The organism is Candidatus Blastococcus massiliensis AP3 (assembly GCF_000582785.1).
In the GTDB taxonomy this organism is placed as follows: domain Bacteria; phylum Actinomycetota; class Actinomycetes; order Mycobacteriales; family Geodermatophilaceae; genus Blastococcus; species Blastococcus massiliensis.
Genome location: NZ_HG931174.1, coordinates 970,693 through 997,043, shown reverse-complemented (window position 1 = coordinate 997,043; position 26,351 = coordinate 970,693). Strand labels below are relative to the sequence as shown.

Annotated in this window: 23 protein-coding genes; 19 read left to right on the top strand and 4 right to left on the bottom strand. The window is 72.1% G+C overall.

From position 1 onward, the window contains the following. Positions 1–56: 56 nt before the first annotated feature. Positions 57–992 (top strand): hydroxymethylglutaryl-CoA lyase, encoded by a 936-nt coding sequence (locus BN344_RS13270; RefSeq protein ID WP_155858871.1) that lies wholly within the window; start codon positions 57–59, stop codon positions 990–992. Next, positions 989–1,501, top strand: a complete 513-nt coding sequence (locus BN344_RS13265; protein WP_040338845.1) for a flavin reductase family protein — start codon at positions 989–991, stop codon at positions 1,499–1,501. The genes BN344_RS13270 and BN344_RS13265 overlap by 4 nt, the downstream gene beginning before the upstream one ends. A gap of 6 nt (positions 1,502–1,507) precedes the next feature. Here the strand turns inward: BN344_RS13265 and BN344_RS13260 are convergent, their stop codons facing one another. Further along, entirely contained in the window at positions 1,508–1,948 is a 441-nt protein-coding gene (locus BN344_RS13260; RefSeq protein WP_197022314.1) for a hypothetical protein, read from the bottom strand. Continuing rightward, positions 1,941–2,303 (bottom strand): hypothetical protein, encoded by a 363-nt coding sequence (locus BN344_RS13255; protein WP_040338844.1) that lies wholly within the window; start codon positions 2,301–2,303, stop codon positions 1,941–1,943. The genes BN344_RS13260 and BN344_RS13255 overlap by 8 nt, the downstream gene beginning before the upstream one ends. A gap of 175 nt (positions 2,304–2,478) precedes the next feature. Here BN344_RS13255 and BN344_RS13250 point away from each other — a divergent pair, with 175 nt between their 5' ends. The 7 genes from BN344_RS13250 to ngg all read left to right on the top strand — a co-directional run bounded on the left by BN344_RS13250 (position 2,479) and on the right by ngg (position 11,633). Further along, the gene (locus BN344_RS13250) at positions 2,479–3,501 is read left to right on the top strand and encodes a siderophore ABC transporter substrate-binding protein (protein WP_051515863.1); all 1,023 of its coding nucleotides are present in this window, start codon (positions 2,479–2,481) and stop codon (positions 3,499–3,501) included. 43 nt (positions 3,502–3,544) lie between these two features. Next, the gene (locus tag BN344_RS13245; RefSeq protein ID WP_197022313.1) at positions 3,545–4,558 is read left to right on the top strand and encodes an ABC transporter permease; all 1,014 of its coding nucleotides are present in this window, start codon (positions 3,545–3,547) and stop codon (positions 4,556–4,558) included. Next, positions 4,548–5,579 carry an iron chelate uptake ABC transporter family permease subunit gene (locus BN344_RS13240; RefSeq protein WP_081788588.1) on the top strand — a complete coding sequence of 344 codons (1,032 nt, stop codon included), beginning with the start codon at positions 4,548–4,550 and terminating at the stop codon, positions 5,577–5,579. Before BN344_RS13245 ends, BN344_RS13240 begins: the two co-directional genes overlap by 11 nt. Continuing rightward, on the top strand, positions 5,576–6,334 hold the full coding sequence (locus tag BN344_RS13235) for an iron ABC transporter ATP-binding protein (protein WP_040338843.1): 759 nt from the start codon (positions 5,576–5,578) through the stop codon (positions 6,332–6,334). The genes BN344_RS13240 and BN344_RS13235 overlap by 4 nt, the downstream gene beginning before the upstream one ends. A 177-nt stretch (positions 6,335–6,511) precedes the next feature. After that, complete coding sequence (locus BN344_RS13230) at positions 6,512–7,981, top strand: S8 family serine peptidase (protein ID WP_040338842.1); 1,470 nt, start codon at positions 6,512–6,514, stop codon at positions 7,979–7,981. 108 nt (positions 7,982–8,089) lie between these two features. Next, positions 8,090–9,874, top strand: coding sequence for an N-acetylglutaminylglutamine amidotransferase (locus BN344_RS13225; RefSeq protein WP_040338841.1), 1,785 nt, complete (start codon positions 8,090–8,092; stop codon positions 9,872–9,874). A gap of 10 nt (positions 9,875–9,884) precedes the next feature. Then, a complete protein-coding gene (gene ngg / locus BN344_RS13220; RefSeq protein ID WP_231486785.1) occupies positions 9,885–11,633 on the top strand; it encodes an N-acetylglutaminylglutamine synthetase in 1,749 nt (582 codons plus the stop codon). Between the two features lie 99 nt (positions 11,634–11,732). Here the strand turns inward: ngg and BN344_RS13215 are convergent, their stop codons facing one another. Then, on the bottom strand, positions 11,733–12,017 hold the full coding sequence (locus tag BN344_RS13215) for a helix-turn-helix transcriptional regulator (RefSeq protein WP_040338839.1): 285 nt from the start codon (positions 12,015–12,017) through the stop codon (positions 11,733–11,735). A gap of 214 nt (positions 12,018–12,231) precedes the next feature. Between BN344_RS13215 and BN344_RS13210 the strand changes: the two genes are divergently transcribed. Continuing rightward, a complete protein-coding gene (locus BN344_RS13210) occupies positions 12,232–13,257 on the top strand; it encodes a TerC family protein (protein WP_040338838.1) in 1,026 nt (341 codons plus the stop codon). A 71-nt stretch (positions 13,258–13,328) separates the two neighbouring features. On the opposite strand, the gene BN344_RS13205 is transcribed toward BN344_RS13210, so the two are convergent. Beyond that, the gene (locus BN344_RS13205; protein ID WP_040338837.1) at positions 13,329–14,414 is read right to left on the bottom strand and encodes a CaiB/BaiF CoA transferase family protein; all 1,086 of its coding nucleotides are present in this window, start codon (positions 14,412–14,414) and stop codon (positions 13,329–13,331) included. Positions 14,415–14,507: 93 nt separating this feature from the next. Between BN344_RS13205 and crcB the strand changes: the two genes are divergently transcribed. The 9 genes from crcB (at position 14,508) to BN344_RS13160 (ending at position 26,331) form a co-directional block, all read left to right on the top strand. Further along, positions 14,508–14,900 carry a fluoride efflux transporter CrcB gene (crcB, locus tag BN344_RS13200; protein ID WP_040338836.1) on the top strand — a complete coding sequence of 131 codons (393 nt, stop codon included), beginning with the start codon at positions 14,508–14,510 and terminating at the stop codon, positions 14,898–14,900. Beyond that, a complete protein-coding gene (locus BN344_RS13195; RefSeq protein WP_081788587.1) occupies positions 14,897–15,256 on the top strand; it encodes a fluoride efflux transporter FluC in 360 nt (119 codons plus the stop codon). Before crcB ends, BN344_RS13195 begins: the two co-directional genes overlap by 4 nt. Before the next feature lie 30 nt (positions 15,257–15,286). Beyond that, positions 15,287–16,777, top strand: a complete 1,491-nt coding sequence (locus BN344_RS13190) for an alpha,alpha-trehalose-phosphate synthase (UDP-forming) (RefSeq protein ID WP_081788586.1) — start codon at positions 15,287–15,289, stop codon at positions 16,775–16,777. Further along, complete coding sequence (gene otsB / locus BN344_RS13185; RefSeq protein WP_040338835.1) at positions 16,774–17,514, top strand: trehalose-phosphatase; 741 nt, start codon at positions 16,774–16,776, stop codon at positions 17,512–17,514. The genes BN344_RS13190 and otsB overlap by 4 nt, the downstream gene beginning before the upstream one ends. Positions 17,515–17,850: 336 nt before the next feature. Further along, positions 17,851–19,458, top strand: coding sequence for a methyl-accepting chemotaxis protein (locus BN344_RS13180; protein ID WP_040338834.1), 1,608 nt, complete (start codon positions 17,851–17,853; stop codon positions 19,456–19,458). A gap of 279 nt (positions 19,459–19,737) precedes the next feature. Next, positions 19,738–21,351 carry a methyl-accepting chemotaxis protein gene (locus BN344_RS13175; protein ID WP_040338833.1) on the top strand — a complete coding sequence of 538 codons (1,614 nt, stop codon included), beginning with the start codon at positions 19,738–19,740 and terminating at the stop codon, positions 21,349–21,351. 300 nt (positions 21,352–21,651) lie between these two features. Beyond that, entirely contained in the window at positions 21,652–23,292 is a 1,641-nt protein-coding gene (locus BN344_RS13170) for a methyl-accepting chemotaxis protein (RefSeq protein WP_040338832.1), read from the top strand. A 134-nt stretch (positions 23,293–23,426) separates the two neighbouring features. Continuing rightward, positions 23,427–25,871, top strand: a complete 2,445-nt coding sequence (locus BN344_RS13165) for a chemotaxis protein CheA (RefSeq protein ID WP_040338831.1) — start codon at positions 23,427–23,429, stop codon at positions 25,869–25,871. Position 25,872: 1 nt separating this feature from the next. Continuing rightward, entirely contained in the window at positions 25,873–26,331 is a 459-nt protein-coding gene (locus BN344_RS13160) for a chemotaxis protein CheW (protein ID WP_081788585.1), read from the top strand. Positions 26,332–26,351: the final 20 nt, after the last annotated feature.

Here is a 26,351-nt window from a genome sequence, read left to right as displayed (position 1 = left end):
TCGGGGGACCCCGGACGGGTGGAGGATGCGCGGAGACCCTTGTCAGGAGGTACGGCGTGAACGAGTTCGACCTGGTCCTGCCCGCGGAGATCGACGTCCGGGAGGTCGGCATGCGGGACGGCCTCCAGCTGGAGGCACCCGTTCCGCTGGAGGCCAAGCTGGACATGCTGGAGGCGCTGGTCGCCACCGGGGTCCGCCGGATCGAGGCGACGTCGTTCGTGTCGCCCAAGGCCGTACCGGCGCTGGCGGACGCCGACCAGGTCGCCGCCGAGCTGAGCCGCTGGCCGGAGGTGCACTGGTCGGCCCTGGTGGCCAACCCCCGGGGCGCCGTCCGCGCGGTCGACGCCGGGGTGGCCGACCTCGAGTACGTGGTCTCCGCCACCGACGGGCACAGCCGGGCCAATGCCGGATGCACCACCGCGGAGGCGGTGGGCCGCGTCGGCGAGATCGCGAACCTCGCCCACGGGGCCGGCGGCTCGCTGGAGGTCATCATCGCCACCGCCTGGGACTGCCCGTTCGACGGCCGCACGGCGATCTCCCGCACCGTCGACGTCGCCCGGGCATCGGTCACGGCCGGCGCCGACCAGCTGTGCCTGGGGGACACGATCGGGACCACGACGCCGCTGCGCGTGGTGCAGCTGCTCGACGCCGTCCGCCGCGCCTGCCCGGGCATCCCGGTCGGCGTGCACTTCCACGACACCCGCGGCACCGGCCAGGCCAACGCACTGGCCGCCGTCCAGGCGGGTGTGACGCAGCTCGACGCGTCGATCGGCGGGCTCGGCGGCTGCCCGTTCGCCCCGGGCGCGAGCGGCAACATCGCCACGGAGGAGCTGGTCTACATGCTCGAGGAGTCGGGTGTGCGGACCGGGCTGGACCTCGACGCAGTCCTGGCTGCCGCCCGGGTGACGGAGCAGGCCGTGGGGCACGAGCTGCCCAGCTCGCTGTACCGGGCCGGCGGCCGGTCCGTGCCGCGGTCCCGGGACGACCGGTGACCGGGCCCACCGAGGGCGCCCCCCGGATCGTCGACCCGCGGGTGCTGCGCGACGTGCTGGGCCACTTCGCGTCCGGGGTCACCGTGCTCACCGCGGACACCGCCGACGGCCCCATCGGCTTCACCTGCCAGTCGTTCAGCTCGCTGTCGCTGGACCCGCCGCTGGTCGCGTTCGCGCCGGCCCGCACCTCGCGGACCTGGGCGCGGCTGCGGGACATCGGCCGGTTCTGCATCAACGTGCTGGCCGAGGGCCAGGACGCCGTGTCGCAGAACTTCGCCCGGTCGGTGACCGACAAGTTCGAGGGCGTCTCCTGGACGCCGAGCCCGCACGGCTCCCCCGTCCTGGACGACGTCGTCGCCTGGATCGACGGCGAGCTGTGGGCCGAGTACGACGGCGGCGACCACACCATCGTCGTGGCCCGGGTGCTCGACCTCGGCGCCTCGGCCGACCGCCGTCCGCTGCTGTTCCACCGGGGGTCCTACGGGCTGCTGCACCGATCCGAGGCCTGAGCGCGGTCAGCCGTGCGCCGTGCGTCCCGCTCCGCGACGGAGGAGGGCCCAGAGGCCGAGGACCGGGAGGACCAGCGGGACGTAGAGGTAGCCGCGCCCGTACCCGGACCAGACCGTCTCGTCGGGGAAGGCCGCCGGGTCGGCCAGCGACAGCGTCCCGACGACGAGCACCCCGACCAGTTCGACGCTGATCGCCACCAGCGCCGTCCGCCGCCCGGCCGGGCCGCGCGCCAGCGCCACCGTCGCCACGAGGTAGACCGCCGCGGCCAGCGCCGAGAGCACGTAGGCCAGCGGCGCCTCGTCGAAGCGGGTCGCCAGCTGCACGCCGGCCCGCGCGCCCGCGGCCAGCGCGAAGACCGCGTAGAGGGCCACCAGCACCCTGCGGCCGCCCGCCGCGGACCCGGCGTCTCGCTCGGCCGGCGCACCCAACACGCGGTCGTCAGGCACCGGTGGCCTCCCACAGCTCCAGCAGCCGCCAGATCATCACGCCGACGGCCGCCCCGGCCACGGCCAGGACGGTGCCGGCCCAGCGGGTCATCTCGGTGCGCGCCCACAGCACGCCGGCCACGGGAACGAGGACGACGCCGGACAGGTAGCCGAGGAACGACGCGGTGTCCGCCGGGGTCTCGCCGTCCATGGCGAGCAGGGCCACCGCCGCCTGGACCAGCAGCAGCACCTCGAGGACGGCCGCCGCGACCAGGTGGACCAGGCCGATGCGCCGCCGGGCGAGCGTGGACGCCACCCCCACGACCACGACGACCACCGACACGACGGTGATCGGGACGACCAGCGACAGCGTCACGGCCGGGGCCGCGATCGGACGGGGTGGGGCACGCCGACCATCTTCCCGCGCGCGCCCGACGGTCCGGCGGGCGGTCCGGCCGTCAGGACCCCACCGGCGGTGAACCGGAACAGGTATGGCAGGTTAGGCCCGGCTTAGTTAGGCATACCTATCCTCAGTTCCGAAGTGGAGCACCATGCGCACAGTCCGGCCGCTCTCGGCCCTCGCCCTCCCCCTGGCCGCCGTCCTGGCGCTCTCCGCCTGCGGTGACGACGCCGAGGCCGACCCGGGCTCCGGTGCCGCGGCGGGCGGCGAGACGGTCTCCTTCACCTGGGACCGCAACGTGAACGCCGCCGACGAGGACGCCGACCCGGAGCTCGAGGAGACGACGGTCGAGGTGCCGAAGAACCCCGAGAACATCGTGGTCTTCGACATGGCCAGCCTGGACACCATCGGGGCGCTGGGCGGGGAGGTCGCGGGTGCGCCGCTGGACTCCGTCCCCGGCTACCTCGAGCAGCACCTCGCCGACGACGCGTACGACGTGGGGACGCTGTTCGAGGCCGACGTCATCGGGATCGAGGCCCAGCAGCCCGACCTGATCATCATCGGCGGCCGCTCGGCAGCCCTGTTCGAGGAATTGAACCGGATCGCGCCCACCGTCGACCTGGGCATGCGGGGCACCTACCTCGAGAACCTCGAGCGCAACGTCACCTTCCTCGGCGAGGTGCTCGGCGCCGAGGACGAGGCGGCCGACGCGATCGAGGAGATCGAGCAGGGGATCGAGGAGGCGCGGGCCGCCACCGCCGACGCCGGCACCGGCCTGGGCCTCATGGTCTCCGGCGGGCAGCTCAGCGCGATGGCCCCGGCGGGCGAGAACTCCGACGCGCGCGGCGCCCGCGGCGGCCTCATCTACGACGCCTTCGGCGTCGAGCCGGTCGTCGAGGACATCAAGGCCGCCACGCACGGCGAGCCGGTCTCCTTCGAGTTCCTGCTGGAGACCGACCCGGACTACCTGTGGGTCGTCGACCGCGACGCCGCCACCGGCGAGGCGGGCGCCCAGGCAGCGGAGGCCGTGCTCGACAACGAGATCGTGCGGCAGACGACGGCCGCCACGAACGGCCAGATCGTCTACCTGGACCCGACCGCCTGGTACATCGTCTTCGGCGGCATCGAGACGACGAAGATCATGATCGACGACGTCCTGCAGATCGCCCGATGACCGGAGCTGCACCGGCCGAACGCCGCCGCTGACCGACATGGCCGTGCTCGACCGACCCCTGGCGAGCACCTCTGCCCGCGTGCGGCCCCGCCGCACCTGGGTGGGGGTGCTCATCGGTGTGCTGGTCGGCGTCCTCGCGGTCACGAGCCTGTTCGTCGGCGTCTCCGACGTGTCCCCGACGACCGTCCTCCGCGGCGGGGAGGAGAGCGACGCGGCGTTCCTGCTCGTGGCCAGCCGCATCCCGCGCACCGTGGCGGTGCTGCTCGTCGGCGCATCGCTGGGCATCGCCGGCCTGATCATGCAGATGCTCGTGCGCAACAAGTTCGTCGAGCCGAGCACCACGGGCGTCACCGAGTTCGCGACCCTCGGCATGCTGGTCACGATCGTCTTCCTGCCCGGACTGGCGGTCGTCGGGAAGATGGCCGTCGCCGCGGCCTTCGGGCTGTTCGGCACCTGGGTGTTCCTGCGCGTGGTGCGGTTCGTGCCCGTGCGCCAGCTCGTGCTCGTCCCGCTGGTCGGGATCATGCTCGGCGGCGTCGTCGCCGCCGTCACGACGTTCTTCGCCTACCGACTCGACCTGCTGCAGTCGCTCGGTCAGTGGTCCCAGGGCAGCTTCGCCACGGTCATGCAGGGCCGCTACGAGTTCCTCTGGATCGCGGGCGCGATGGTCGTCGTCGCCTGGATCGCCGCCGACCGGTTCAGCGTCATCGGCCTGGGCGAGGAGTTCGCGACCAACCTGGGGCTGGACTACCGCCGGGTGGTCGCCGTCGGCATGGTGATCATCGCGGTGATCACGGCCGCGGTGCTGGTCACCGCCGGGATGATCCCGTTCCTGGGGCTCGTCGTCCCGAACGTCGTCAGCCTCCTCATCGGCGACAACGTGCGCCGCGCGATCCCCTGGGTCGCGGGCATCGGCGCCGTGTTCGTCCTCGCCTGCGACCTGGTCGCCCGGGTCGTCCGGATGCCCTACGAGATCCCGCTGTCGGTCGTCGTCGGCATCGTGGGGGCGGCACTGTTCCTCTGGCTGCTGCTGCGCAAGGGGAGCCGTGCTCACTGACTCGACCGCGACGACGGCGGCGACCAGGAGCGCCCCGCCGGCCACCGGCCACGCCCGGCTCGCCGCCGCGTGGGCCCAGCCGTGGGTCCGGCTCGCCGTCCTCGGCGCCGTCGTCCTGGCCCTGACCGGCGTCTACCTGTTCGGCGACGTCCCCGGGTCGCTGGCGTTCGCGCTGGAGTACCGCAGCCGCACCGTGCTCGCGATGCTCGTGGTCTCGACGGCGGTCGGCGTCTCCACGGTGGTCTTCCACACCATCACGCAGAACCGGATCCTCACCCCGTCGATCATGGGGTTCGACGCCTTCTACGTGCTGATCTCCACCGTCGTCGTGTTCGTCTCCGGGTCCGCGGCGTTCCTGGCGTTCGACCAGCTCACCCTGTGGCTGACCCAGATCGCCGTGATGGTGGCCTTCAGCGTCCTGCTGTTCACCTGGCTGTTCGGCGGCAAGCGGCGCTCGATCCACCTGATGCTGCTGGTGGGCATCGTGCTGGGCACGTTCTTCCGCAGCTTCACCGAGTGGATGCAGCGGATGCTCGACCCGCTCGACTTCCAGGTGCTCAGCGATGCCATGTTCGCCTCCCTGACCCGGCCGGACGAGACGCTGCTGGCGCTCACCGCCGTCCTGGTCGCGCTCGGGTGCGTCGCGATCGTGCCGCTGCGGCGCACCCTCGACGTCCTCACGCTGGGCGAGCCGGCCGCCGTGGGCCTGGGGGTCGACCACCGCCGGGTCGTGATGGTCCTCTTCGCCGGCATCGCGGTGATGATCGCCGCGTCCACGGCCCTGGTGGGACCGATCCTCTTCTTCGGCCTCATCGTCGCGAACCTCGCCTACTCCTACGCGGGCTCGTTCCGCCACGTCTGGACGGTGCCGACCGCCGTGCTGCTCGGCATGGTCTGCCTGCTGGGTGGCCAGCTCGTGCTGGAGCGGGTGTTCGGCTACGGCGGCACCCTGTCCACGGTCATCGACTTCGCCGGCGGGCTGTTCTTCCTCTACCTCGTCCTCCGGAAGGGGGCGCGATGATCGCGCTCGAGAACGTCACCAAGCGCTACGGCACCCAGACGGTCGTCGACGACGTCTCGGTGTGCTTCGGCGGCGAGGGTGTCACCGCGCTGATCGGCCCGAACGGGGCCGGGAAGTCGACCCTGTTCGGGCTCGTCGGCCGGCTGATCCGCCCCGACGCCGGCCGGGTGACCGTCGGCGGGCTGGACATCGCGACGACGCCGTCCGGCGAGCTCGCCAAGAGGCTCGCCGTGCTGCGCCAGGACAACCACGTCGCCGCACGTCTCACCGTGCACGACCTGGTGGAGTTCGGGCGGTTCCCGCACTCGCGGGGGCGCCTCACCGTGGACGACCGCGAGCACATCGAGCGCTCGATCAGCTACCTCGAGCTGGACCCCTACCGGCACCGGTTCCTCGACGAGCTCTCGGGCGGGCAGCGCCAGCGGGCCTTCATCGCGATGGTGCTCGCGCAGGACACGGAGTACGTGCTGCTCGACGAGCCGCTGAACAACCTCGACCTGCGGCACATGACCGAGATCATGCGGCTGGTCCGCCGGGTGGCCGATGACCTGGGCAAGCGGATCATCACCGTGCTGCACGACGTCAACTTCGCCGCGACCTACGCCGACCGCATCGTCGCCATGCGGGAGGGGGTCGTCGTCGCCGACGCTCCCGCGCGCGAGGTCATGCGGCCCGAGGTGCTGGCCGCGGTCTACGACACGACCGTCGACGTCCGGGAGATCGACGGCCGGCCGGTCGCCCTCTACTACGGCTGACCCCGAGACCCGGCCACGATCAGGTGACCTGATCGTGGCGCGTCCTCCCTCACGGTGGGCGGTGAGGGAGGACGCGTTGCGGTGAGGGAGGACGGCGGCAGCCGGGGGGTAACCCCGCGGCGACGGCGTCGTTGGGACAGGCCACACACCATCGCCGTGTCCCCGCCTGGAGTGCTCATGAGCCGCTCGTCCCGCCGACTTCTCGGCGCCGTCAGCGGAGCGGTCGTCGTCGCCGCTCTCGCCGCCACCCCCGCCCAGGCCGCGCCCAGCGGCTCTCCCCCGGCCCCGGTCCAGGACTTCCTCGCCGAGCAACTCGGCACCCTCACCGGGTCGACGACGGTCCTGGTGCACGGCACCGACGCCGCAGCCGCCCGCGCCGCCGTCGCCGCCACGGGCATGGGCACCGTGACGGAGTTCGAGCGCATCGGCGTCGTGGTGGCCTCCGGCACCGCCGAGCAGATCGAGTCGGTCCGCACGCAGCCCGGCATCACCTACCTCGAGGGCAACGCCCCGATCGAGTTCACCCAGGAGACCTCCAACGTCGCCACGCGGGGCGCCGAGGCGGTGGCCACGCTGACCGGCGCGAACGGCGAGGCCCTCGACGGCAGCGGCGTGTCCGTGGCGGTCATCGACTCCGGGATCGACCCGAACCACCCGTACTTCCGCAACCCCGACGGCAGCAGCGCCGTCGTCGCCAACCTCAAGAGCCTCTGCCTCGTGGAGGTGACGTCGACCCCCGACTGCGTCGTGCCGGTCCCCGGGTTCGTGGACACCGACACGCTGTCGGTGGGCGGCCACGGCACGCACGTCAGCGGCATCGTGGCCGGCCGCCCCACCACGCTGTCCGGCGGTGGCACGTTCCAGGGCGCGGCCCCCGGAGCCAGCATCGTGTCCATCTCGACCGGCGCGGTGCTGCTCATCGTGGGCGCGGACTCGGCGCTCAACTGGGTGCTGGAGAACCACGAGGCACCGTGCGGCGAGGGTGTCCCGGCGTCGGTCTGCCCGCCGATCAAGGTGACCAACAACAGCTACGGCCCCAGCGGCGGCGGTGAGTTCGACCCGAACTCCGCCACCGTCAAGCTGCAGCGGGCGCTGGCCGCCGAGGGCGTCGTCACCGTCTGGGCCGCCGGCAACGACGGCGGCGACGGCTCGACCTCCCTCACCAACCCGCCGGGGCAGGACCCGACCGGCGGCATCCTCTCGGTGGCCTCCTACTTCGACCAGGACACCGGCACCCGGGACGGCGTCGTCAGCGAGTACTCCTCGCGTGGCGCGTCGGCCGACCCCTCCACCTGGCCGGACCTCTCCGCCCCGGGCGAGAACATCACCTCCGCGTGCCGGCCGTACCTGCCCATCTGCGCGACGGGGCTGGACTTCCGCAACGGTCCGGGTCTGCTCGACATCGGCACGTTCAACACGATCAGCGGGACCTCGATGGCCGCTCCGCACGTGGCCGGCATCGTCGCCCAGCTGTTCCAGGCCGATCCGTCGGCCACGCCCGCCGAGATCGAGGCCGCGCTGAAGGGCACCACCCACCGGTACACCGACGGTGCCGCCTACCGGACCGTCGGCGGCTACACGACGTCGTTCGACAAGGGCACCGGCCTGGTCGACGTCGTCGCCGCGGTGGCCCGAATCCGGGGCTGATCCGCCGTCGCGGCCCGGTTCCACGTGGAACCGGGCCGCGATTACGTCCGTGTGACGTTCTCCGCTCCGTCTCGCACGGAGCGCTCGCGGCGGGTTAGATCGTTTCGTATGTGCGGCCTCAGTGGCGAGATCACGTTCGACGGTTCGATGGCCGACACCGGGGCCGTCGCCCGCATGGTGGAGTCCCTGGTCCCCCGCGGGCCGGACGGGCAAGGCTCCTGGAGCAACGGCCGGGTGGCCTTCGGGCACCGCCGGCTGTCGGTCATCGACCTGTCCACCTGCGGCTCCCAGCCGATGGTGGACAACGAGCTCGGGCTGACGGCCGTCTTCAACGGCTGCATCTACGACTACAAGGAACTGCGCGCCGAGCTCGAGGGGCACGGCTACCGGTTCTTCTCGCACAGCGACACCGAGGTGATCCTCAAGGGCTACCACCACTGGGGCGCCGACGTCGTCTCGCACCTGCACGGCATGTTCGCCTTCGTCATCGCCGAGCGCGACACCGGCCGCGTGGTCATGGCCCGTGACCGGCTCGGCATCAAGCCGCTCTACCTCTCCGAGACCCCCGGCAAGAAGCTGCGGTTCGCCTCGACGCTCCCGGCGCTGCTCAGTGGTGGCGACGTCGACACCTCCATCGACCCGGTCGCGCTGCACCACTACCTGTCCTGGCACGCGGTCGTGCCGGCACCCCGGACGATCCTCAACGGCGTCCGGAAGCTTCCCCCGGCCACGGTGCGGGTGATCGAGGCCGACGGGTCGAGCACCGAGCACCGCTACTGGAACGCCACCTACGAGCGCCGCCCCGAGCACGTGAACTGGTCGGCCCGCGACTGGGAGGACGCGATCGAGGAGGCGCTGCGGGTCGCCGTCCGCCGCCGCCTGGTGGCCGACACCCCGGTCGGCGTGCTGCTCTCCGGCGGCCTGGACTCGAGCCTGATCGTCGGCCTGCTGGCCCAGGAGGGGCAGACCGGCCTGGCGACCTACTCGATCGGTTTCGAGTCGGTCGGCGGGCGCGAGGGCGACGAGTTCGTCTACTCCGACGTGATCGCCGAGCGGTTCAGCACCGACCACCACCGCATCCGGGTCGGCTCCGACGAGCTGGTCGGCGCGCTCGGCCACGCGGTCGGCGCGATGGCCGAGCCGATGGTCAGCCACGACGCCGTCGCCTTCGACCTGCTCAGCGAGCGGGTGTCGCAGACGATCAAGGTGGTGCAGTCCGGTCAGGGCGCCGACGAGGTGTTCGCCGGTTACCACTGGTACCCGCCGCTGGCCGGCGTCGGCCGCGAGGAGGCCGTGCACACCTACGCGAAGGCGTTCTTCGACCGGGACCACGCGCAGATGCGCCAGGTGGTCTCCGGCCGGTACGCGCTCGACGAGGACCCGAGCCTGGCCTTCGTCCGCGCCCACATGGAGACCCCGGGCGCCGAGACGGCGGTCGACGCCGCGTTGCGGCTGGACAGCGAGATCATGCTGGTCGACGACCCGGTCAAGCGGGTGGACAACATGTCCATGGCCTGGGGTCTGGAGGCGCGGGTGCCGTTCCTCGACCACGACCTGGTCGAGCTCGCCGCGCTCTGCCCGCCCGAGCTGAAGCTGGCCGACGGCGGCAAGGGCGTGCTCAAGGCCATCGGCCGGCGGATCATCCCGCCGGAGGTCATCGACCGGCCCAAGGGCTACTTCCCGGTGCCGGCGATCACCCACCTCGAGGGCAAGGTGCTGGGCCTGGTGCGGGACGCGCTGTCCAGCGATGCCGCCCGCGACCGCGGCATGTTCCGCCCCGAGTACGTCCGCGAACTGCTCGCCGACCCCAACGGCGAGCTCACCCCGTTGCGTGGCAACAAGCTCTGGCAGCTGGGGCTGCTCGAGCTCTGGCTGCAGACGCACGCCGCCTGAGGAGATGGTCATGGCACCCCGGCTCGCGGGCCACCGGCGCCGCAACCCGGCCCCGGCCCTGACCGACCGGTCGTGGCGGGAGCCGTCCGAGCACGAGCTGCGGGGGATGCAGAGCGACGTCGTCCTGGACATGGGCTGGGGCCGGCTGGTCTTCGGCCAGACCTTCGCCGACCTCCGCGGGATCGTCGACGCGTTGCGCGCCGAGGAGAGCGGCGAGCGGGACATCTGCATCTACCCGCGAGACCCGCACGTGCTGGTCGGGCTCGCGCCCGACGAGCTGTTCATCGACCCGAGCTACACCTACCGCCTCGACCTCCACCGCTACCGGGCCCGGCCCGAGCTCATCCGCGGGGTCTTCGTGCGCACGGCCACGTCGCGTGCGGAGATGGAGGCGATCAACGACATCTACGCGCTCAACGGCATGGTCGTCGGCGACGCCGACATCATGTGGGAGAACCACCGGACGCGCTGCTACACCTACCTCGTCGCCGAGGACACCCGTACCGGCCGGATCGTCGGCACGGTCACCGGGGTGGACCACACGCTGGCCTTCGACGACCCGGAGGCGGGCACCAGCCTGTGGTGCCTCGCGGTGAACAACCAGGACGCCCCGACCGGGACGGGCGAGGCGCTGGTGCGGGTGCTCGCGGAGCGGTACGTCGGTCGCGGGCGCGCCTACCTCGACCTGTCGGTCATGCACGACAACGACGGCGCGATCCGGCTCTACCGGAAGCTGGGCTTCAGCCGGGTCTCCGCCGTCTGCGTGAAGCGCAAGAACCCGATCAACACGCCGCTGTTCGCGGCCCGGCCCCCGGGGCTGGAGGAGCTCAACCCCTATGCGCTGATCATCGCCGAGGAGGCGCTGCGCCGCGGCATCCGCGTCGAGGTGCTCGACGCGGAGTTCGGTGAGCTGCGGTTGTCCGTGGGCGGGCGCACCGTGGTCACCCGGGAGTCGCTGTCGGAGTTCACCACCGCCGTGGCGATGAGCCGGTGCGACGACAAGCGGGTGACCCGCCGGATCATGCAGCGGGCCGGGGTGCGGGTCGCCCGGGGGGCCCTGGCCTGCGAGGGGGAGCTGGAGGAGGCGGCCGCGCTCGTGCGGGAGGTCGGCTCGGTCGTGGTCAAGCCCGCGCGCGGCGAGCAGGGGCGCGGCATCACCGTCGGAGTGACCGACGAGGCGGGGCTGGAGAAGGCCGTCCGGCAGGCCCTGCAGTTCTGCCCCGACGTCCTGGTCGAGGAGCTGGTGCCCGGTGAGGACCTGCGGGTGCTGGTGATCGACCGGGCGGTGGTCGCCGCCGCCGTCCGCCGGCCTGCCGAGGTCGTGGCCGACGGCCGCACCACGGTCACCGACCTGGTCCGGACCACCAGCCGGCGCCGGGAGCGCGCCACCGGTGGGGAGTCCCGCATCCCGCTCGACGACACCACCGTGAAGGTCGTCGCCGACGAGGGCTGGGGCATGGACGACGTCCCGCCCAACGGGGAGCGGATCCAGGTGCGGCGGACGGCGAACCTGCACACCGGCGGCACCATCGAGGACGTCACCGGACAGCTCCACCCGGAGATCGCGGCGGCCGCGGTGCGAGCGGCGGCGGCCCTGGAGATCCCGGTGACCGGCATCGACTTCCTGGTGCCCGACGTGTCCGGCCCCGACTACGTCTTCATCGAGGCCAACGAGCGCCCGGGCCTGGCCAACCACGAGCCGCAGCCCACGGCGGAGCGCTTCGTCGACCTGCTCTTCCCCGAGACCCGCCGCCGCTAGCCCGTGGCTGGGATCAGGTGAAGGACCCCGTCCTCCTCACGCCTCGCAAGCTCGGCGCGAGCCTCTGGACGGGGCCGGCGCGGTGGGGGAGGACGTCGATCAGCGCCCGAGGAGTGCCAGCAGGCCGTCGATCTCGTGCTGCGCGGTGCTGGGATGCCGGAAGTGCTGGTGCGGCCTGATCTCGCAGTGCGTCCGCCGGCCGACGCGGGTCCGGGTCAGGTATCCCGCCTCCTCCAGGTCGCGCAGGATGCTGAGCGCGGCGCGCGTGGACACCCCCACCTCCGCGGCGATCTCGGCGACCCGTGCGTCCGGCGCCCGCGCGACCGCGAGCAGGACGTGGCCGTGGTTGGTGAGGAACGTCCACGCGTGGTGCCCAGCGGTCATCGGTCCTCCTCGGCGGCGCGACGCCCAGAGGGAGCCGGCGGTGGCGGGCGACAGGTGAAGTGTGCTTCACTCATTCCACAGGAGGGGAGTATCCCCCAGCGTCCCGTCGTCACCACGGCTCCCCATGGGGCCCGGCGGACCGGGCGGCTGCCGAGTCGGAGCCGCCGGGGGAGACCTCCAGTTGGCACGTTCCGACTGGAGGAGTGGTACGCGCGTGGACGTCTCCCTGTGGCTCTGGTTCTCGGTGCTGGGCCTGATCCTCGGCATGCTGGCGATCGACCTGTTCGCCCACCGCACGGCGCACGTGATCGCCGTCCGCGAGGCGGCCGCCTGGTCGGCGGTGTGGATCACGATCGGCGTCGCGTTCGGCGCCTGGGTGTGGTGGGCGCACGGCGCGGAGTTCGGTCAGCAGTACTTCGCCGGCTACCTGATCGAGAAGTCCCTCGCCGTCGACAACGTGTTCGTCTGGGCGATCATCTTCACGTTCTTCGCCGTCCCGCGGGAGTTCCAGCACCGGGTGCTGTTCTTCGGGGTGCTCGGCGCGCTGGTCTTCCGGGGGCTCTTCATCGCCGGCGGCTCGGTGCTCATCGCGAGCTTCGGCTGGATCCTCTACCTGTTCGCCGGGTTCCTGCTCTGGACCGGCGTCCGGATGATCCGGCAGCGCGACGAGCACCTGGACCCCTCGACGTCGCGGTCCCTCCGCCTGTTCCGCCGGTACGTGCCGATGACCGACGCGTACCACGGTCAGCGGTTCGTGATCCGCCGCGCCGGGGTGCTCATGGCCACTCCCCTGCTGGCCGTGCTGGTGCTCGTCGAGATCACCGACATCATCTTCGCGGTGGACTCGATCCCGGCGATCTTCGCGGTCACCGACGAGCCGTTCCTGGTCTTCACGGCCAACGCCTTCGCCATCCTCGGCCTGCGCGCCATGTACTTCCTGCTGGCCGATCTGATCCACCGGTTCGTCTACCTCAAGGTGGGCCTGGCGCTCGTCCTCGTGTGGGTCGGCATCAAGATGCTGCTCAAGGTGGACGTCTTCTACATCCCCACGACCGTGAGCCTCGCCGTCATCACGGTGCTCATCGGCGGATCCGTCGTGCTCAGCCTCCGGGCCACGCGGGGACAGGGCCGCAGCGCCCTGCAGCCCCCTGCCACCCCGCCCTTCCGCGTCGCCACCGACGAGGAGATGGCCGAGCTCGAGCCGCTCCGGCGTCGCCACTCCCCCGCCACGATCAGGTGACCTGATCATCGAGCGTCCTGCCTCACGGTGGGCGGTGAGGGAGGACGCTCGGCGGTGAGGGAGGACGCGCCCTACAGGCCGAGTTCGGCGCGGATCTCGTCGGAGTGCTCGCCGGCCTTCGGGATCCGGCCCACGGAGCCCGGGGTCGCGGAGAACCGGGGGGCGACGGCGGGCTGCGTCGTCCCGTCCACCTCGACGAAGACCTCGCGCTCGCGGTTGTGCTCGTCCTGGGTCGCCTCGACCAGCGACCACACCGGGGCGACGCAGGCGTCGGTGCCGGCGAACACCTTCCACCACTCGTCGCGGGTCCGGCTCGCGAACAGCTCGGTGAAGCGCTCCCGCAGGGCCGGCCACTGGTCCGGCTGGTAGCGGTCGGGGAAGGACTCGTCCCCGGCGACGCCCAGGCCCTCCAGCAGCGCGGCGTAGAACTGCGGCTCCAGCGCGCCGACGGCGAGGAACTGCCCGTCGGCGCAGCGGTAGACGTCGTAGAACGGCGCACCGGTGTCGAGCAGGTTGGTGCCTCGCTCGTCGCTCCACCCGCCGGTGGAGAGCATGCCGTGGATCATCGTGGTGAGGACGGCGGTGCCGTCGACGATCGCGGCGTCCACCACCTGGCCCTGCCCCGTCGCGCGGGCGTGCAGGAGCGCGGCCACGGCGCCCAGCGCGAGGAACACTCCCCCGCCGCCGAAGTCGCCGAGCAGGTTCATCGGCGGCGCCGGCCGCTCGTCCGGGCGTCCGCTGGCGCCGAGGGCGCCGGTGAGCGCGATGTACCCGATGTCGTGGCCCGCGGTGTGCGAGAGGGGACCGGTCTGCCCCCAGCCGGTCATGCGGCCGTAGACCAGCGCGGGGTTCTCCCCCAGCAGCGCGTCGGGCCCCAGCCCCAGGCGCTCCATGACACCGGGGCGGAAGCCCTCCAGCAGCACGTCGGCCCGGCGCACCAGGGCCCGCACCACCTCGACGTCGGCCGGGTCCTTGAGATCGAGGGCGATCGACCGCTTCCCGCGGTCCAGCAGCGATGTGCCCCCGAGGGCGCCGCCGGGCCCGCGCCGGTCGATCCGGACGACGTCGGCGCCCAGGTCGGCCAGCAGCATGCCGCAGAACGGCCCCGGCCCCAGCCCTGCGAACTCGACCACGCGCACACCCGAGAGCGGGCCCACGGCATCTCCTCTGCTGCCCGGGGCCACGCCGTCGTGCGCCCTCGTCAGTGGCATGCTGCCCGATGCCGGTGCCGACGTGGAGCAGGGGGATACGTGGTCGCCTACGCCGCCGCCGCACTGGGGGGCGCGCTCGGCGCGCTGGCCCGCTGGGGTGTCGCCGAGGCGCTGCCCTCGGACGCCGGCGGCTGGCCCTGGGCGACCCTGCTGGTCAACCTGACGGGCTGCCTGCTCCTGGGGCTGCTCCTCGGCCGGGTGGTGCCGCGGTTCCCCGACGCCACCTGGCCGCGCCCCTTCCTGGTCACCGGCCTCCTGGGCGGGTTCACGACCTTCTCCGCGTTCGCCCTCGAGACGGTGCAGCTCACCGAGGGCGGACATCCGGGAGCCGCCGCGGGGTACGTGCTCGCCTCGGTCGCCGGCGGGATCGCGGCTGCGGCGCTGGGAACGAGAGCCGGCCGAGCCGCAACGCCGCGGGTCCCGGCACCGTGACGCCGTGGCTCGTGGTGCTCGGTGCGATGGCGGGCGCCCCGCTGCGGCTGTTCGCGGAGCGCCTCGCGGTGGCCCGCCGCGGCCCCGGGTCCGTCGTCGGCACGGTCGCCGTCAACGTCGCGGGCAGCGTCGTGCTGGGGATCCTCCTGGGGCTGGCCGACGTCCCCGTCTGGGTGCTGGCCCTGGTGGGCACCGGCTTCTGCGGCACCCTCACCACCTTCTCCACCCTCGGCGCGGACGTCGTGCGGCTCGCGGAGGAGGGGCGCGCGGTTCGGGCAGCGGGCTACGTGCTGACGACGCTCCTGCTCGGGATCGGCGCCGCGGCAGGGGCCTACGGGGCGGCCGGCCTGCTCTGACCGGGACGGGTCGGTAGGGTTCCGGGCGGTATGACCGATCGCACAGGTGAAGAGGTCGGGGCCGAGAGCCCCGTTGTCGTCGTCGCCAACCGCCTGCCGGTCGACCAGGTCACCGACCCGGACGGCAGCACGCGCTGGCAGCGCAGCCCGGGTGGTCTGGTCACGGCGCTGGAGCCGTTCGTCGCAGGACGAGGCGGCGCCTGGGTCGGCTGGTCGGGGTCGGCCGGCGAGGCTCCGGAGCCCTTCGAGTCCGGCGGGATGTCGCTGATCCCGATCCCGCTGTCCGAGCCGGAGGTCGACCGCTACTACGAGGGCATGTCGAACGCCTCGCTGTGGCCGCTGTACCACGACGTCGTCGAGAAGCCGGAGTACCACCGCGCCTGGTGGGACACCTACGTCCAGATCAACAAGCGCTTCGCGGAGCGGACGGCGGAGATCGCCGCGGAGGACGCGATCGTCTGGGTGCACGACTACCAGCTGCAGCTGGTGCCGGCGATGCTCCGCCAGCAGCGGCCCGACCTCACGATCGGGTTCTTCCTGCACATCCCGTTCCCGCCGTACGAGCTGTTCACGCAGCTGCCCTGGCGCTCGGCGATCGTGGAGGGACTGCTCGGCGCGGACCTCGTCGGCTTCCAGCGGCCCGCCGCCGCCGCCAACTTCGTGCAGCTCGCCCGTCGGCTGCACGACCTCCCGGCCCGCGGCCCGATCGTCGAGTACGACGGCCGGACGGTGGCTGCGCGCGCGTTCCCGATCTCCATCGACGTCGCGTCCTTCGACGAACTGGCCCGCTCCCCCGAGGTGCTGGCGCGGGCGAAGGAGATCAGGGCGGAGCTCGGCAACCCGTCGAAGATCATCCTGGGCGTCGACCGGCTCGACTACACCAAGGGCATCGGCGTCCGGCTGAACGCCTTCGAGGAGCTGCTCGAGGACGGCGCGGTCGAGGCGCCGGACACCGTGCTGGTGCAGGTGGCCACGCCCAGCCGCGAGCGCGTGGAGCACTACGTGCACATGCGCGAGACGATCGAGCAGCAGGTCGGCCACATCAACGGGGTCTTCGGCTCGATCGCGGGTCCGGCGGTGCACTACTTCAACCAGTCCATGCCGCGCGAGGAACTCGCGGCGCTGTACCGCGCGGCCGACGTCATGCTCGTGACGCCGTACCGCGACGGGATGAACCTCGTGGCCAAGGAGTACGTGGCCGCACGGGGTGACTTCGGCGGCACGCTGGTGCTCTCGGAGTTCGCCGGGGCGGCGGCGGAGCTCAAGCAGGCCTTCCTGGTCAACCCGCACGACATCGCCGGCGTGAAGAGCCAGTTGCTGCGGGCCCTGCGGGTGGAGCCGACCGAGGCGGCCAAGCGGATGCGGGCGATGCGCCGGCACCTGTTCCGCAACGACCTCGAGCACTGGGCGAGCTCCTTCTTCACCGCGCTCAACGACCAGGCCTCCGGACAGCCCACCGGGCGGCGGGCAGGCCGTGCCTCCGCCCCCCTCTCCCCCGGCCGCGGCGGGGCCCAGGGGTGAGCCCCTCCACTGAACTCGACGCGGCGCTGGCCTCTCTGGCCGGCAGGCGACCGCTGCTGGTCGCGAGCGACTACGACGGGGTGCTGGCACGCCTCCGGGACGAGCCGTCCGCGGCGGTGCCGGAGCCAGGCGTCGCCGAGGTGCTGAGCCGGCTCGCGGCTGCGGACGGGGTGACGGTGGCCCTCGTCAGCGGTCGCGGGGTGGCCGACCTGCAGGCGACCAGCGGACTGACCGGCCCGTTCCGCTGGGTCGGCAGCCACGGCGCGGAGTTCGACGGGCCGCTGACCGGTGAGCTGGCCGCGCGCCGCGACGAGCTGGCCGCCCTGCTCGAGCCCGTCGTGGCCCGGGTCGCCGGCGCCCGGTTGGAAGTGAAGCCGGCCAGTGTCGCGGTGCACGTGCGGCCGGTCGCCGACCGCGACGCCGCCGCCGCGCTCCTCGACGAGGCCCGCTCGCTCGCCGATTCGTCACTGACGCTGAAGCCGGGCAAGGACGTCCTCGAACTCGCCGTGACCGATGCCGACAAGGGCAGCGCCCTGCTGCGGCTGGCGGGGGAAGTGGGCGCGCGAGCGACGCTCTACCTGGGCGACGACGTCACCGACGAGGACGCCTTCCGTGCCCTGGCCGACGACGACGTCACGGTCAAGGTGGGGGACGGCGACACCGCCGCCCGGTACCGGGTGGCCGATCCGGCCGGCGCCATCGCGGTCCTCCAGCTACTGGCCGCCGAACTCGACTGATCGAACTCGACTGATCCGGAACGGCCCGGCCTCGCGTCGCGCTCCGGTGGAAGACGGCCTTCGCCCCCGTCACAGGTCGTCGCACCGCCGATGTCGACATCGAGGGCCGGTATCCCCGAAGCTCCGCGGGAACGCATTCCAGCCGCCCGCCCTGACGGGGTGGTGACGCATTTCCCGTGTCGACACATGGGTCGCCGGAATGCGCTGACCCGGCGTACACATCACATGTCGGAATACGCGCGCCTCGGCGCTTCTCCGGGCCCGGTGGAGTGAGCACACTCGCTGTCACCCACATCCAGGGCATGCACCCCATGCCCCCTCCAGGACGGTAATCCGATGAATTCCACTGCACCACTTTCCGCTGCCGGGCGGCGTTCCGGCTGGTTCGCCGACCGGCCGCTGGCGGTGAAGTTCGGCATCCTCACCGGGTCCGTCGTCCTCGCCTGCGGCGGCATGCTGGCTTCGTCCCTGGTCGGCAATGCCGCCGTTCGCGACGCCAGCACCGAACTCGCACAGCTCGAGAAGGCGCAGGAGCTCGTCCTGCAGATCGACACCCGGGCCAGCGAGCTGAAGGTGGACGGCTACAAGGCCACGGTCCGCCCCGACCCGGCCGCCCAGCTGGAGGAGCTGGCCGAGGACATCGCCACCCCCGAGGGGCTCCTCGCCGAGCTCACGACCATCGAGCTGACCGGGCAGAGTGCCGAGACCGTCGCCGGCCTGGGCGAGAGCTTCGGCGCCTACACCGACGCCATCACCGCCTACGTGAACCTCGCCATCGCCGACCAGGCGGCCGCCATGGTCCGGTGGGAGGAGATCCAGGTGGCCAACGACCTCACCGACGGCGCGGTCGGTGCGGCGAAGGACGCGCTGGAGGCGGAGAGCGGGGTGGCCCAGACGCGGCTGGACGACGCCATCGCGCGTTCCCAGATGATCAGCATCGCGATCGCCGTCGCCGGCCTCCTCCTCATCGGGGGGGTCACGCTGCTGACCATGCGCTCGATCACCCGGCCGGTGACCCAGGTCAAGCGCTCGCTCGACGCGCTGGCCATCGGTGACCTGACCGTCGCCACCGGTGTCACGAGCAAGGACGAGGTCGGACAGATGGCCGCCGCGCTGGACGCCGCGCAGGCGAACCTGCGCGAGGTCATGGCCACCGTCGTCGGTTCCGCGGACGCCGTCGCCGCCAGCTCGGAGGAGCTGAGCGCCAGCTCGGCGCAGATCTCGGCTTCGGCCGAGGAGACGTCCGCGCAGTCCGGTGTGGTGTCGGGTGCCGCGGAGGAGGTCAGCCGCAGCGTGCAGACCGTGGCCGCGGGTGCCGAGCAGATGGGCGCCTCCATCCGCGAGATCGCCAGCAACGCCGCCGAGGCCTCCGAGGTCGCGGCCCGCGCCGTGGACGCCGCAGCCGCCACGACCGCCACGGTCGCCAAGCTGGGGGAGTCCTCGGCCGAGATCGGCAACGTCGTCAAGGTGATCACCAGCATCGCCGAGCAGACCAACCTGCTGGCGCTGAACGCCACCATCGAGGCCGCGCGGGCCGGCGAGGCCGGCAAGGGCTTCGCGGTGGTCGCCAACGAGGTCAAGGAACTGGCGCAGGAGACGGCCAAGGCGACCGAGGACATCGCCAAGCGGGTGCTGGCCATCCAGGGCGACACCACCGCCGCCGTCGCCGCCATCGACGAGATCTCCACGATCGTCGCGCAGATCTCCGACCGGCAGACCACCATCGCCAGCGCGGTGGAGGAGCAGACCGCCACCACCGGCGAGATGTCCCGCTCCGTGCAGGAGGCGGCCAGCGGTACCGGTCAGATCGCCGAGAACATCACCGGCGTCTCGGCCGCGGCGGACACCACGACCCAGGCCCTGACCCAGACGCGCACCGCCGTGGACGAGCTGTCCCGGATGGCCGCTGACCTGCGCAGCACCGTCGGAAGGTTCAGCTACTGAGCGACCGGCCGCCGGGGCAGGCCCGGAACGGACAGGGGCGCGCGACCAATGGGTCGCGCGCCCCTCGTCCTTTACCGACGACGCGCATTCTGTGTCGGAGATGTCGACATGGAAACGCAGCCGATGAGCTTGCCGGACTTTCTCGTGGCTGAGTCCCGACACCAACAGAAACGCGGATGGGCCGCAGCATTCGTGCGCCATTCTCTGCTCGTACCGCACGAGAACAACGGCCGGGGCGACGGCGGTCCCCCGGTGTCGCGCACACCCTTGGAGCCCACGATGACCGTCCCGTCCCGCACCATCCGATCCGGCCCCCGGGGGTGGTTCGCGAATCGGCCGATCGGCGTCAAGATCGGCTCGGTCGTCACGCTGCTCGGTGTGGTCGTCCTGGGCACCAACTGGCTCGCCATCGATCGGATCGGTGACATGCGGGACGGCCAGGAGCAGATCTACTCCGAGAACCTCCAGCCGCTGAACGCGCTGTCGGAGGTCCAACGGGCGCACGCGGCGCACCGAGCCCGCACGCTGGAGTACGCCGTCGCGAGTCCCGAGCGCCGGGCGGAACTGCTCGAGCAGATGGAGGACAAGAACGCCGACCTGCAGGCCGGCTACGACGCGTACGAACCGTTCATCGTCGAGACCGAGGCGATGGAGCGGATGATGGCCACGCGGGCCGAGTTCGTGCAGGCACTGACCACCGACCTCTTCCCAGCCGCCGACCGCGGCGACTTCGAGACGTTCGCGCAGGTCCAGTCCGAGACCCTGCAGCCGCTCCTGCAGATCATCGCGGACGACATGGAGCTCGAAGGCGTCTCGCAGTCCGAGCAGGCCGCCGCTCGCAACGCCGCCGCCGCCGAGAGGGCCGACAGCGCCATCACGCTGCTGATCTCCGTCGCTCTGGGCTCCGTCCTGGCCGCCGCGGTGCTGACCGTCCTCGTCGTCCGGCGGATCACCGCCGCGGTGCGGTCGGTGCAGCGTTCCGCCGAGGCCATGGCAGCCGGCGACCTCACGGTGGTGACGGACGTCGACTCCGACGACGAACTCGGTCGCATGGCCAAGGCCATCGACGCCGCACAGGTGAGCCTGCGCGAGGTCCTGTCCTCCGTGGTGCAGTCCGCGGACGCGGTGGCGGCGTCGTCGGAGGAGCTGTCGGCGTCCTCGTCGCAGATCTCGGCCTCGGCCGGCGAGACCTCGGCCCAGTCGGGCATCGTCGCCGGTGCCGCGGAGGAGGTCAGCCGGAACGTCCAGACCGTCGCCGCCGGTGCCGAGCAGATGGGTGCCTCGATCCGGGAGATCGCGAGCAACGCTGCGGAGGCCTCCGAGGTCGCCAGCCGGGCGGTCACGGCCGCGGAGACGACGACGGCCACGGTCGCGAAGCTGGGCGAGTCCTCGGCGGAGATCGGCAACGTGGTGAAGGTGATCACGAGCATCGCGGAGCAGACGAACCTGTTGGCCCTGAACGCCACGATCGAGGCCGCCCGCGCCGGTGAGGCCGGCAAGGGCTTCGCGGTCGTCGCCAACGAGGTCAAGGAGCTCGCGCAGGAGACGGCCAAGGCGACCGAGGACATCGCCAAGCGGGTGCTGGCCATCCAGGGTGACACCACGGCCGCGGTGAACGCGATCGAGGAGATCTCGGCGATCGTGGCCCAGATCTCCGATCGGCAGACGACCATCGCCTCGGCGGTGGAGGAGCAGACGGCCACCACGAACGAGATGTCTCGTTCGGTGCAGGAAGCCGCCGATGGAGCCGGCCAGATCGCCGACAACATCTCCAACGTGTCCGGGGCCGCGGACTCGACCACCCAGGCGCTGACCCAGACGCGCACCGCGGTGGACGACCTCTCCCGGATGGCCGCGGACCTGCGCAGCACCGTCGGGAGGTTCAGCTACTGAGTGGGGCCCGTCCATGCGACGGGCCGTGGCGGGGCGGTGACCGGGCGACCGGTCGCCGCCCCGTCCGCATTTTCCGTCGACATCGGGAATGGCGTCATGTCGACAGCCGGAATGCGGTGGCCAGCCAATCTTCCTCGCCGTTCCCGACGCGCCGTCAATCCGGACGAATGGAATTCGGACATGCACTACCTTTCTCCCCGTCAGCACCGCACGACCTACCGGACCGCCTCATGGTCGAGTCCGTTCGCGGCGCGACGAAGCCCCGTCAGCCCGCCCTCCCCCATTCTCTGGAGTACCGCCATGTCCACGGCCGCCCGCATCACGCCCACCCCACAGCCGGCCCGCTCCCTGCTGTCCCGCTGGGCCGACCGTTCGGTGAGGACCAAGGTGCTGACCGCAGTGTCGGTGACCGCGGTCGTGGCCGGAGGTATCGGCGCCCTGGGCATCTCGGGCATGAGTGCTGCTGCGGACGACGCCGACAAGCTCTATTCGAGCAACCTGCTCGGTGCCGTGGAGGTGGCGCACCTCGACAGCCTCCTGCACGAGATGCGCGTGGTCACCCGGGACACGATCCTCGCGCCCACCCCTGAGCGGCAGCAGGAACGCTTCACCCGGGCCGAGGAACTGCGTACGGCATTCGCCGACGGTGTGACCGCGTACGCGGCCACGGGCATGTCGCCGGACCAGCAGGAGATCCTCGACGACGTCGTCGAGGATCTGAGCACCTACGTCACGGTGCAGGACCAGGTGCTCCGTCCGCTCGCCCTCGCGGGAGACACCGCCGGCTGGACGGCCGCCAACGACGCCCAGGGGACGACCGTCGTCGACGAGCTCCGGGCGGAGCTCGCGACGCTGAACGAGATGGAGCAGCAGGAGGCCGAGGCGGCGAGCGCCGGCATCCACGACAACGCGGAGACGAGCCAGACCCTCACCCTGGCCATCATGATCGCCGGCATCCTCACGGCGCTCGGGCTGGGATGGTTCGTCGCCGGTGGCGTCGCCCGGGCCGCGCGGCGGGTGCAGGACGTGACCGAGGCGCTGGCCGCCGGCGACCTGACGAAGTCCAGCGGCCTGGTGTCCAAGGACGAGATGGGCCGCATGGGCCAGGCGCTCGACGCCGCTGTCGACAACCTGCGCTCCGTCCTGGGCGGCGTGGCTGCCTCGGCGGACGCCGTGGCGGCCAGCTCGGAGGAGCTGTCGGCGTCCTCGGCGCAGATCTCGGCGTCGGCGGAGGAGACCTCGGCGCAGTCGGGTGTGGTGTCCGGTGCCGCGGAGGAGGTGTCCCGCAGCGTGCAGACGGTTGCGGCGGGCGCGGAGCAGATGGGTGCCTCCATCCGGGAGATCGCGAGCAACGCCGCGGAGGCCTCCGAGGTCGCGGCCCGCGCGGTGACCGCCGCGGAGACCACCACCGCCACGGTGGCGAAGCTGGGTGAGTCCTCGGCCGAGATCGGCAACGTGGTGAAGGTGATCACCAGCATCGCGGAGCAGACCAACCTGCTGGCGCTGAACGCCACGATCGAGGCGGCGCGGGCCGGCGAGGCGGGCAAGGGCTTCGCCGTGGTCGCCAACGAGGTGAAGGAGCTGGCGCAGGAGACGGCCAAGGCGACCGAGGACATCGCCCGCCGGGTGCAGTCCATCCAGGGCGACACGACGGCCGCGGTGGCCGCGATCGAGGAGATCTCGGCGATCGTCGCGCAGATCTCCGACCGGCAGACCACCATCGCCAGCGCGGTGGAGGAGCAGACGGCGACCACGAACGAGATGTCCCGCTCGGTGCAGGAGGCCGCGGGCGGCACCACGCAGATCGCGGAGAACATCACCGGCGTCTCCACGGCGGCGGACTCGACCACCCAGGCGCTGACCCAGACCCGCACCGCGGTCGACGAGCTCTCCCGGATGGCGGCCGATCTGCGCACCAACGTCGGACGGTTCACCTACTGAGGGCGCCGACTGCCGATAACAGCCCATGACGGGCGCGCCGCCGGCGGATTCACCTTGACTCCGCCGGCGGCCCGCCGATGACCCAACCGGGCCGACTCTTGTCCCCGGTCGCGACGCAGAGAGAAGGCAACACCGTGGACGGTCTGGACGACATCGTCGAAGAGTTCCTGGTCGAGAGCCACGAGAACCTCGACCAGCTCGACTCGGACCTGGTGGCCCTCGAGCAGGACCCGAACTCCCGCGAGCGGCTGTCCAGCATCTTCCGGACCATCCACACGATCAAGGGCACCAGCGGCTTCCTCGCCTTCAACCGGCTCGAGGAGGTCACGCACGTCGGGGAGAACATGCTCTCCCGCCTCCGGGACGGCGAGCTGGCCCTGACGCCGGAGCGCACGAGCGTGCTCCTGCAGATGGTCGACACCGTCCGCGCCCTCCTGACCACGATCGAGGCCAGCGGCGGCGAGGGCTCGGTCGAGGTCGCCGGCGTCGTCGCCGCGATCACCGCCGCGATGGACGACGCCCCGGCCGCCCCGGCCGCGACCGTGCCTGCTCCCCGCGCGGCGTCGACGAGCGCCGCCGCGAAGCCGAAGGCCCCGGCGAAGAGCGCCGCCAAGGCGCCCGCCAAGAAGACGACCGCGCGCAAGGCCGCAGCACCGCGTGCGACGACGAAGGCGGCGCCCGCCGCCGTGTCCGTGGACGAGGCGCCGGTGGTCGTCGAGGAGACGACCTCCGCCCCGGCCGCCGAGCTGCTCGAGGGAGCGAACGCAGTCATGCCCGAGACCACCGTCGAGAACCTCCCCTCTCCGGAGGCCACCGACCTGCCCGAGCACGCCGACGGCGAGGCGACGGCGGCAGCCGGCGACGGCCAGGCCCGCCGCGGCGTCGCGGACAGCACGATCCGCGTCGACGTCGACCTGCTCGACGAGCTGATGCTGCTCGTCGGTGAGCTGGTGCTGACCCGCAACCAGATCGTCCAGTACGTGGGCCGCTCCAACGACACCGACCTGGTGCGCGCCTCGCAGCGGCTCAACCTGATCGCCAGCGAGCTGCAGGAGGGCGTCATGAAGACGCGCATGCAGCCGATCGACCACATCTGGTCCAAGCTGCCGCGCGTCGTCCGCGACCTCGGCATGCAGCTCAAGAAGTCCATCCGCCTGGAGATGGAGGGTCGCGAGACCGAGCTGGACAAGACGCTGCTCGAGGCGGTCAAGGACCCCCTGACCCACCTCGTCCGCAACTCGGTCGACCACGGCATCGAGGCCCCCGACGCCCGCAAGTCGGCCGGCAAGCCGGCCGAGGGCGTCCTGACCCTGCGCGCCCGCCACGAGAGCGGCCAGGTCGTCGTCGAGGTCGCCGACGACGGCGCCGGCATCGACCCGGTCAAGCTCGGCAAGAAGGCCGTCGAGCGCGGTCTCATCACGGTCGCCCAGCTGGACAGGATGAGCCCGGCCGACATCCTGCAGCTCATCTTCCTGCCCGGCTTCTCGACCGCGGCCGCCGTCACCAACGTCTCCGGCCGCGGCGTCGGCATGGACGTCGTCAAGACCAACATCGAGGCCATCGGCGGCACCATCGAGGTCGAGTCCGAGGCCGGTCGCGGCACCGTCTGCCGGCTGCGCATCCCGCTGACCCTGGCCATCGTCCCCGCGCTGACCGTGGAGTGCGCCGGCGACCGGTACGCCATCCCGCAGATCAGCCTGCAGGAGCTCGTGAGCCTGGACGCCGAGAAGGCCGCCAACGCGGTCGAGGAGGTCGGCGGCGCGCAGGTCTACCGCCTCCGCGGCGAGCTCCTCCCCCTCGTCCGGCTCACCGACGTCCTCGGTCTGACCTCCGAGCGGCACGACGGCCACGTCGTCATCGCGGTGCTCCGGTCGGAGGGACGGCGCTTCGGCCTCGTGGTCGACCGCGTGATCAACACCGAGGAGATCGTGGTCAAGGCCGTGGGCGGCCAGATGAAGGCGATCGGGCTCTACTCCGGCGCCACCGTGCTCGGCGACGGCACCGTGGCGCTCATCCTCGACGTCCAGGCGCTCGCCCGTCGTGCGCTGCGCACCGAGACCGCGGAGCGGCAGGAGTCCCGGACGTCGGAGGCGGAGGCCGCCGCGGCCGAGACCGAGCGGCAGCGGATGCTGCTGGCGGCCATCGGCGGCGGGCGCCGGGTCGCGATCCCGCTCGACACCGTCACCCGCCTCGAGCAGGTGAAGGCCGAGACGGTCGAGAAGGTCGGCAACCGCGAGGTCGTGCAGTACCGCGGCGCCATCCTCCCGATCGTCCGGCTCGACCGGCACCTGGGCGCCTACGGCGAGAGCGACCGCGAGGTCCTCGAGGTGATCGTCTACTCCGACCACGGGCGCAGCGTCGCGATCGTCGTCGAGGAGATCCTCGACATCGTCGACGGCGAGGCCGCTGTCCGCAGCGACATCGACGACCTGGGCCTGCTCGGCTCCGCCGTCCTCGGGGACAAGGTGACCGAGCTGCTCGACGTCCGTGCCGCGATCCTGGCCGCCGACCCGGCGTTCTACTCGCACCCCTCTGCCACGACGCCGGCCGGCGTCTCCGACTCCCTGCTGGAGGTCTGACGTGACCGCCCCCACCACCGCCCCCACCACCGCCCCCGCCACCGGCGGGCAGCTGGCCACCTTCCGGCTGGACGGCGACCTGTACGGCATCGAGGTCGAGCACGTCCAGGAGGTGCTGCGCAGCCAGCAGCTCACCCGGGTGCCGCTGGCACCCGCCGCCGTCGCCGGCCTGATCAACCTGCGCGGCCAGGTGGTCACCGCCATCGAGCTGCGCGAGCGGCTCGGTCGTCCCCCGCGCCCCGAGGGCACCGACGCCGTGGTGATCGTCGTGCGGCTGCACGGCGAGGCCGTGAGCCTGCTGGTCGACTCCATCGCCGACGTGGTCGACGTGGACCCCACCGACTTCGAGGCGCCGCCGGACACGCTCGAGGGCCAGGCGCGCGACCTCATCCGGGGCGCGTACAAGCTCCGCGGGCAGTTGCTGCTCGCACTCGACGTCCAGAAGGCCGTCAGCGCCTGACCCAGAGTAATCTCAGCAGT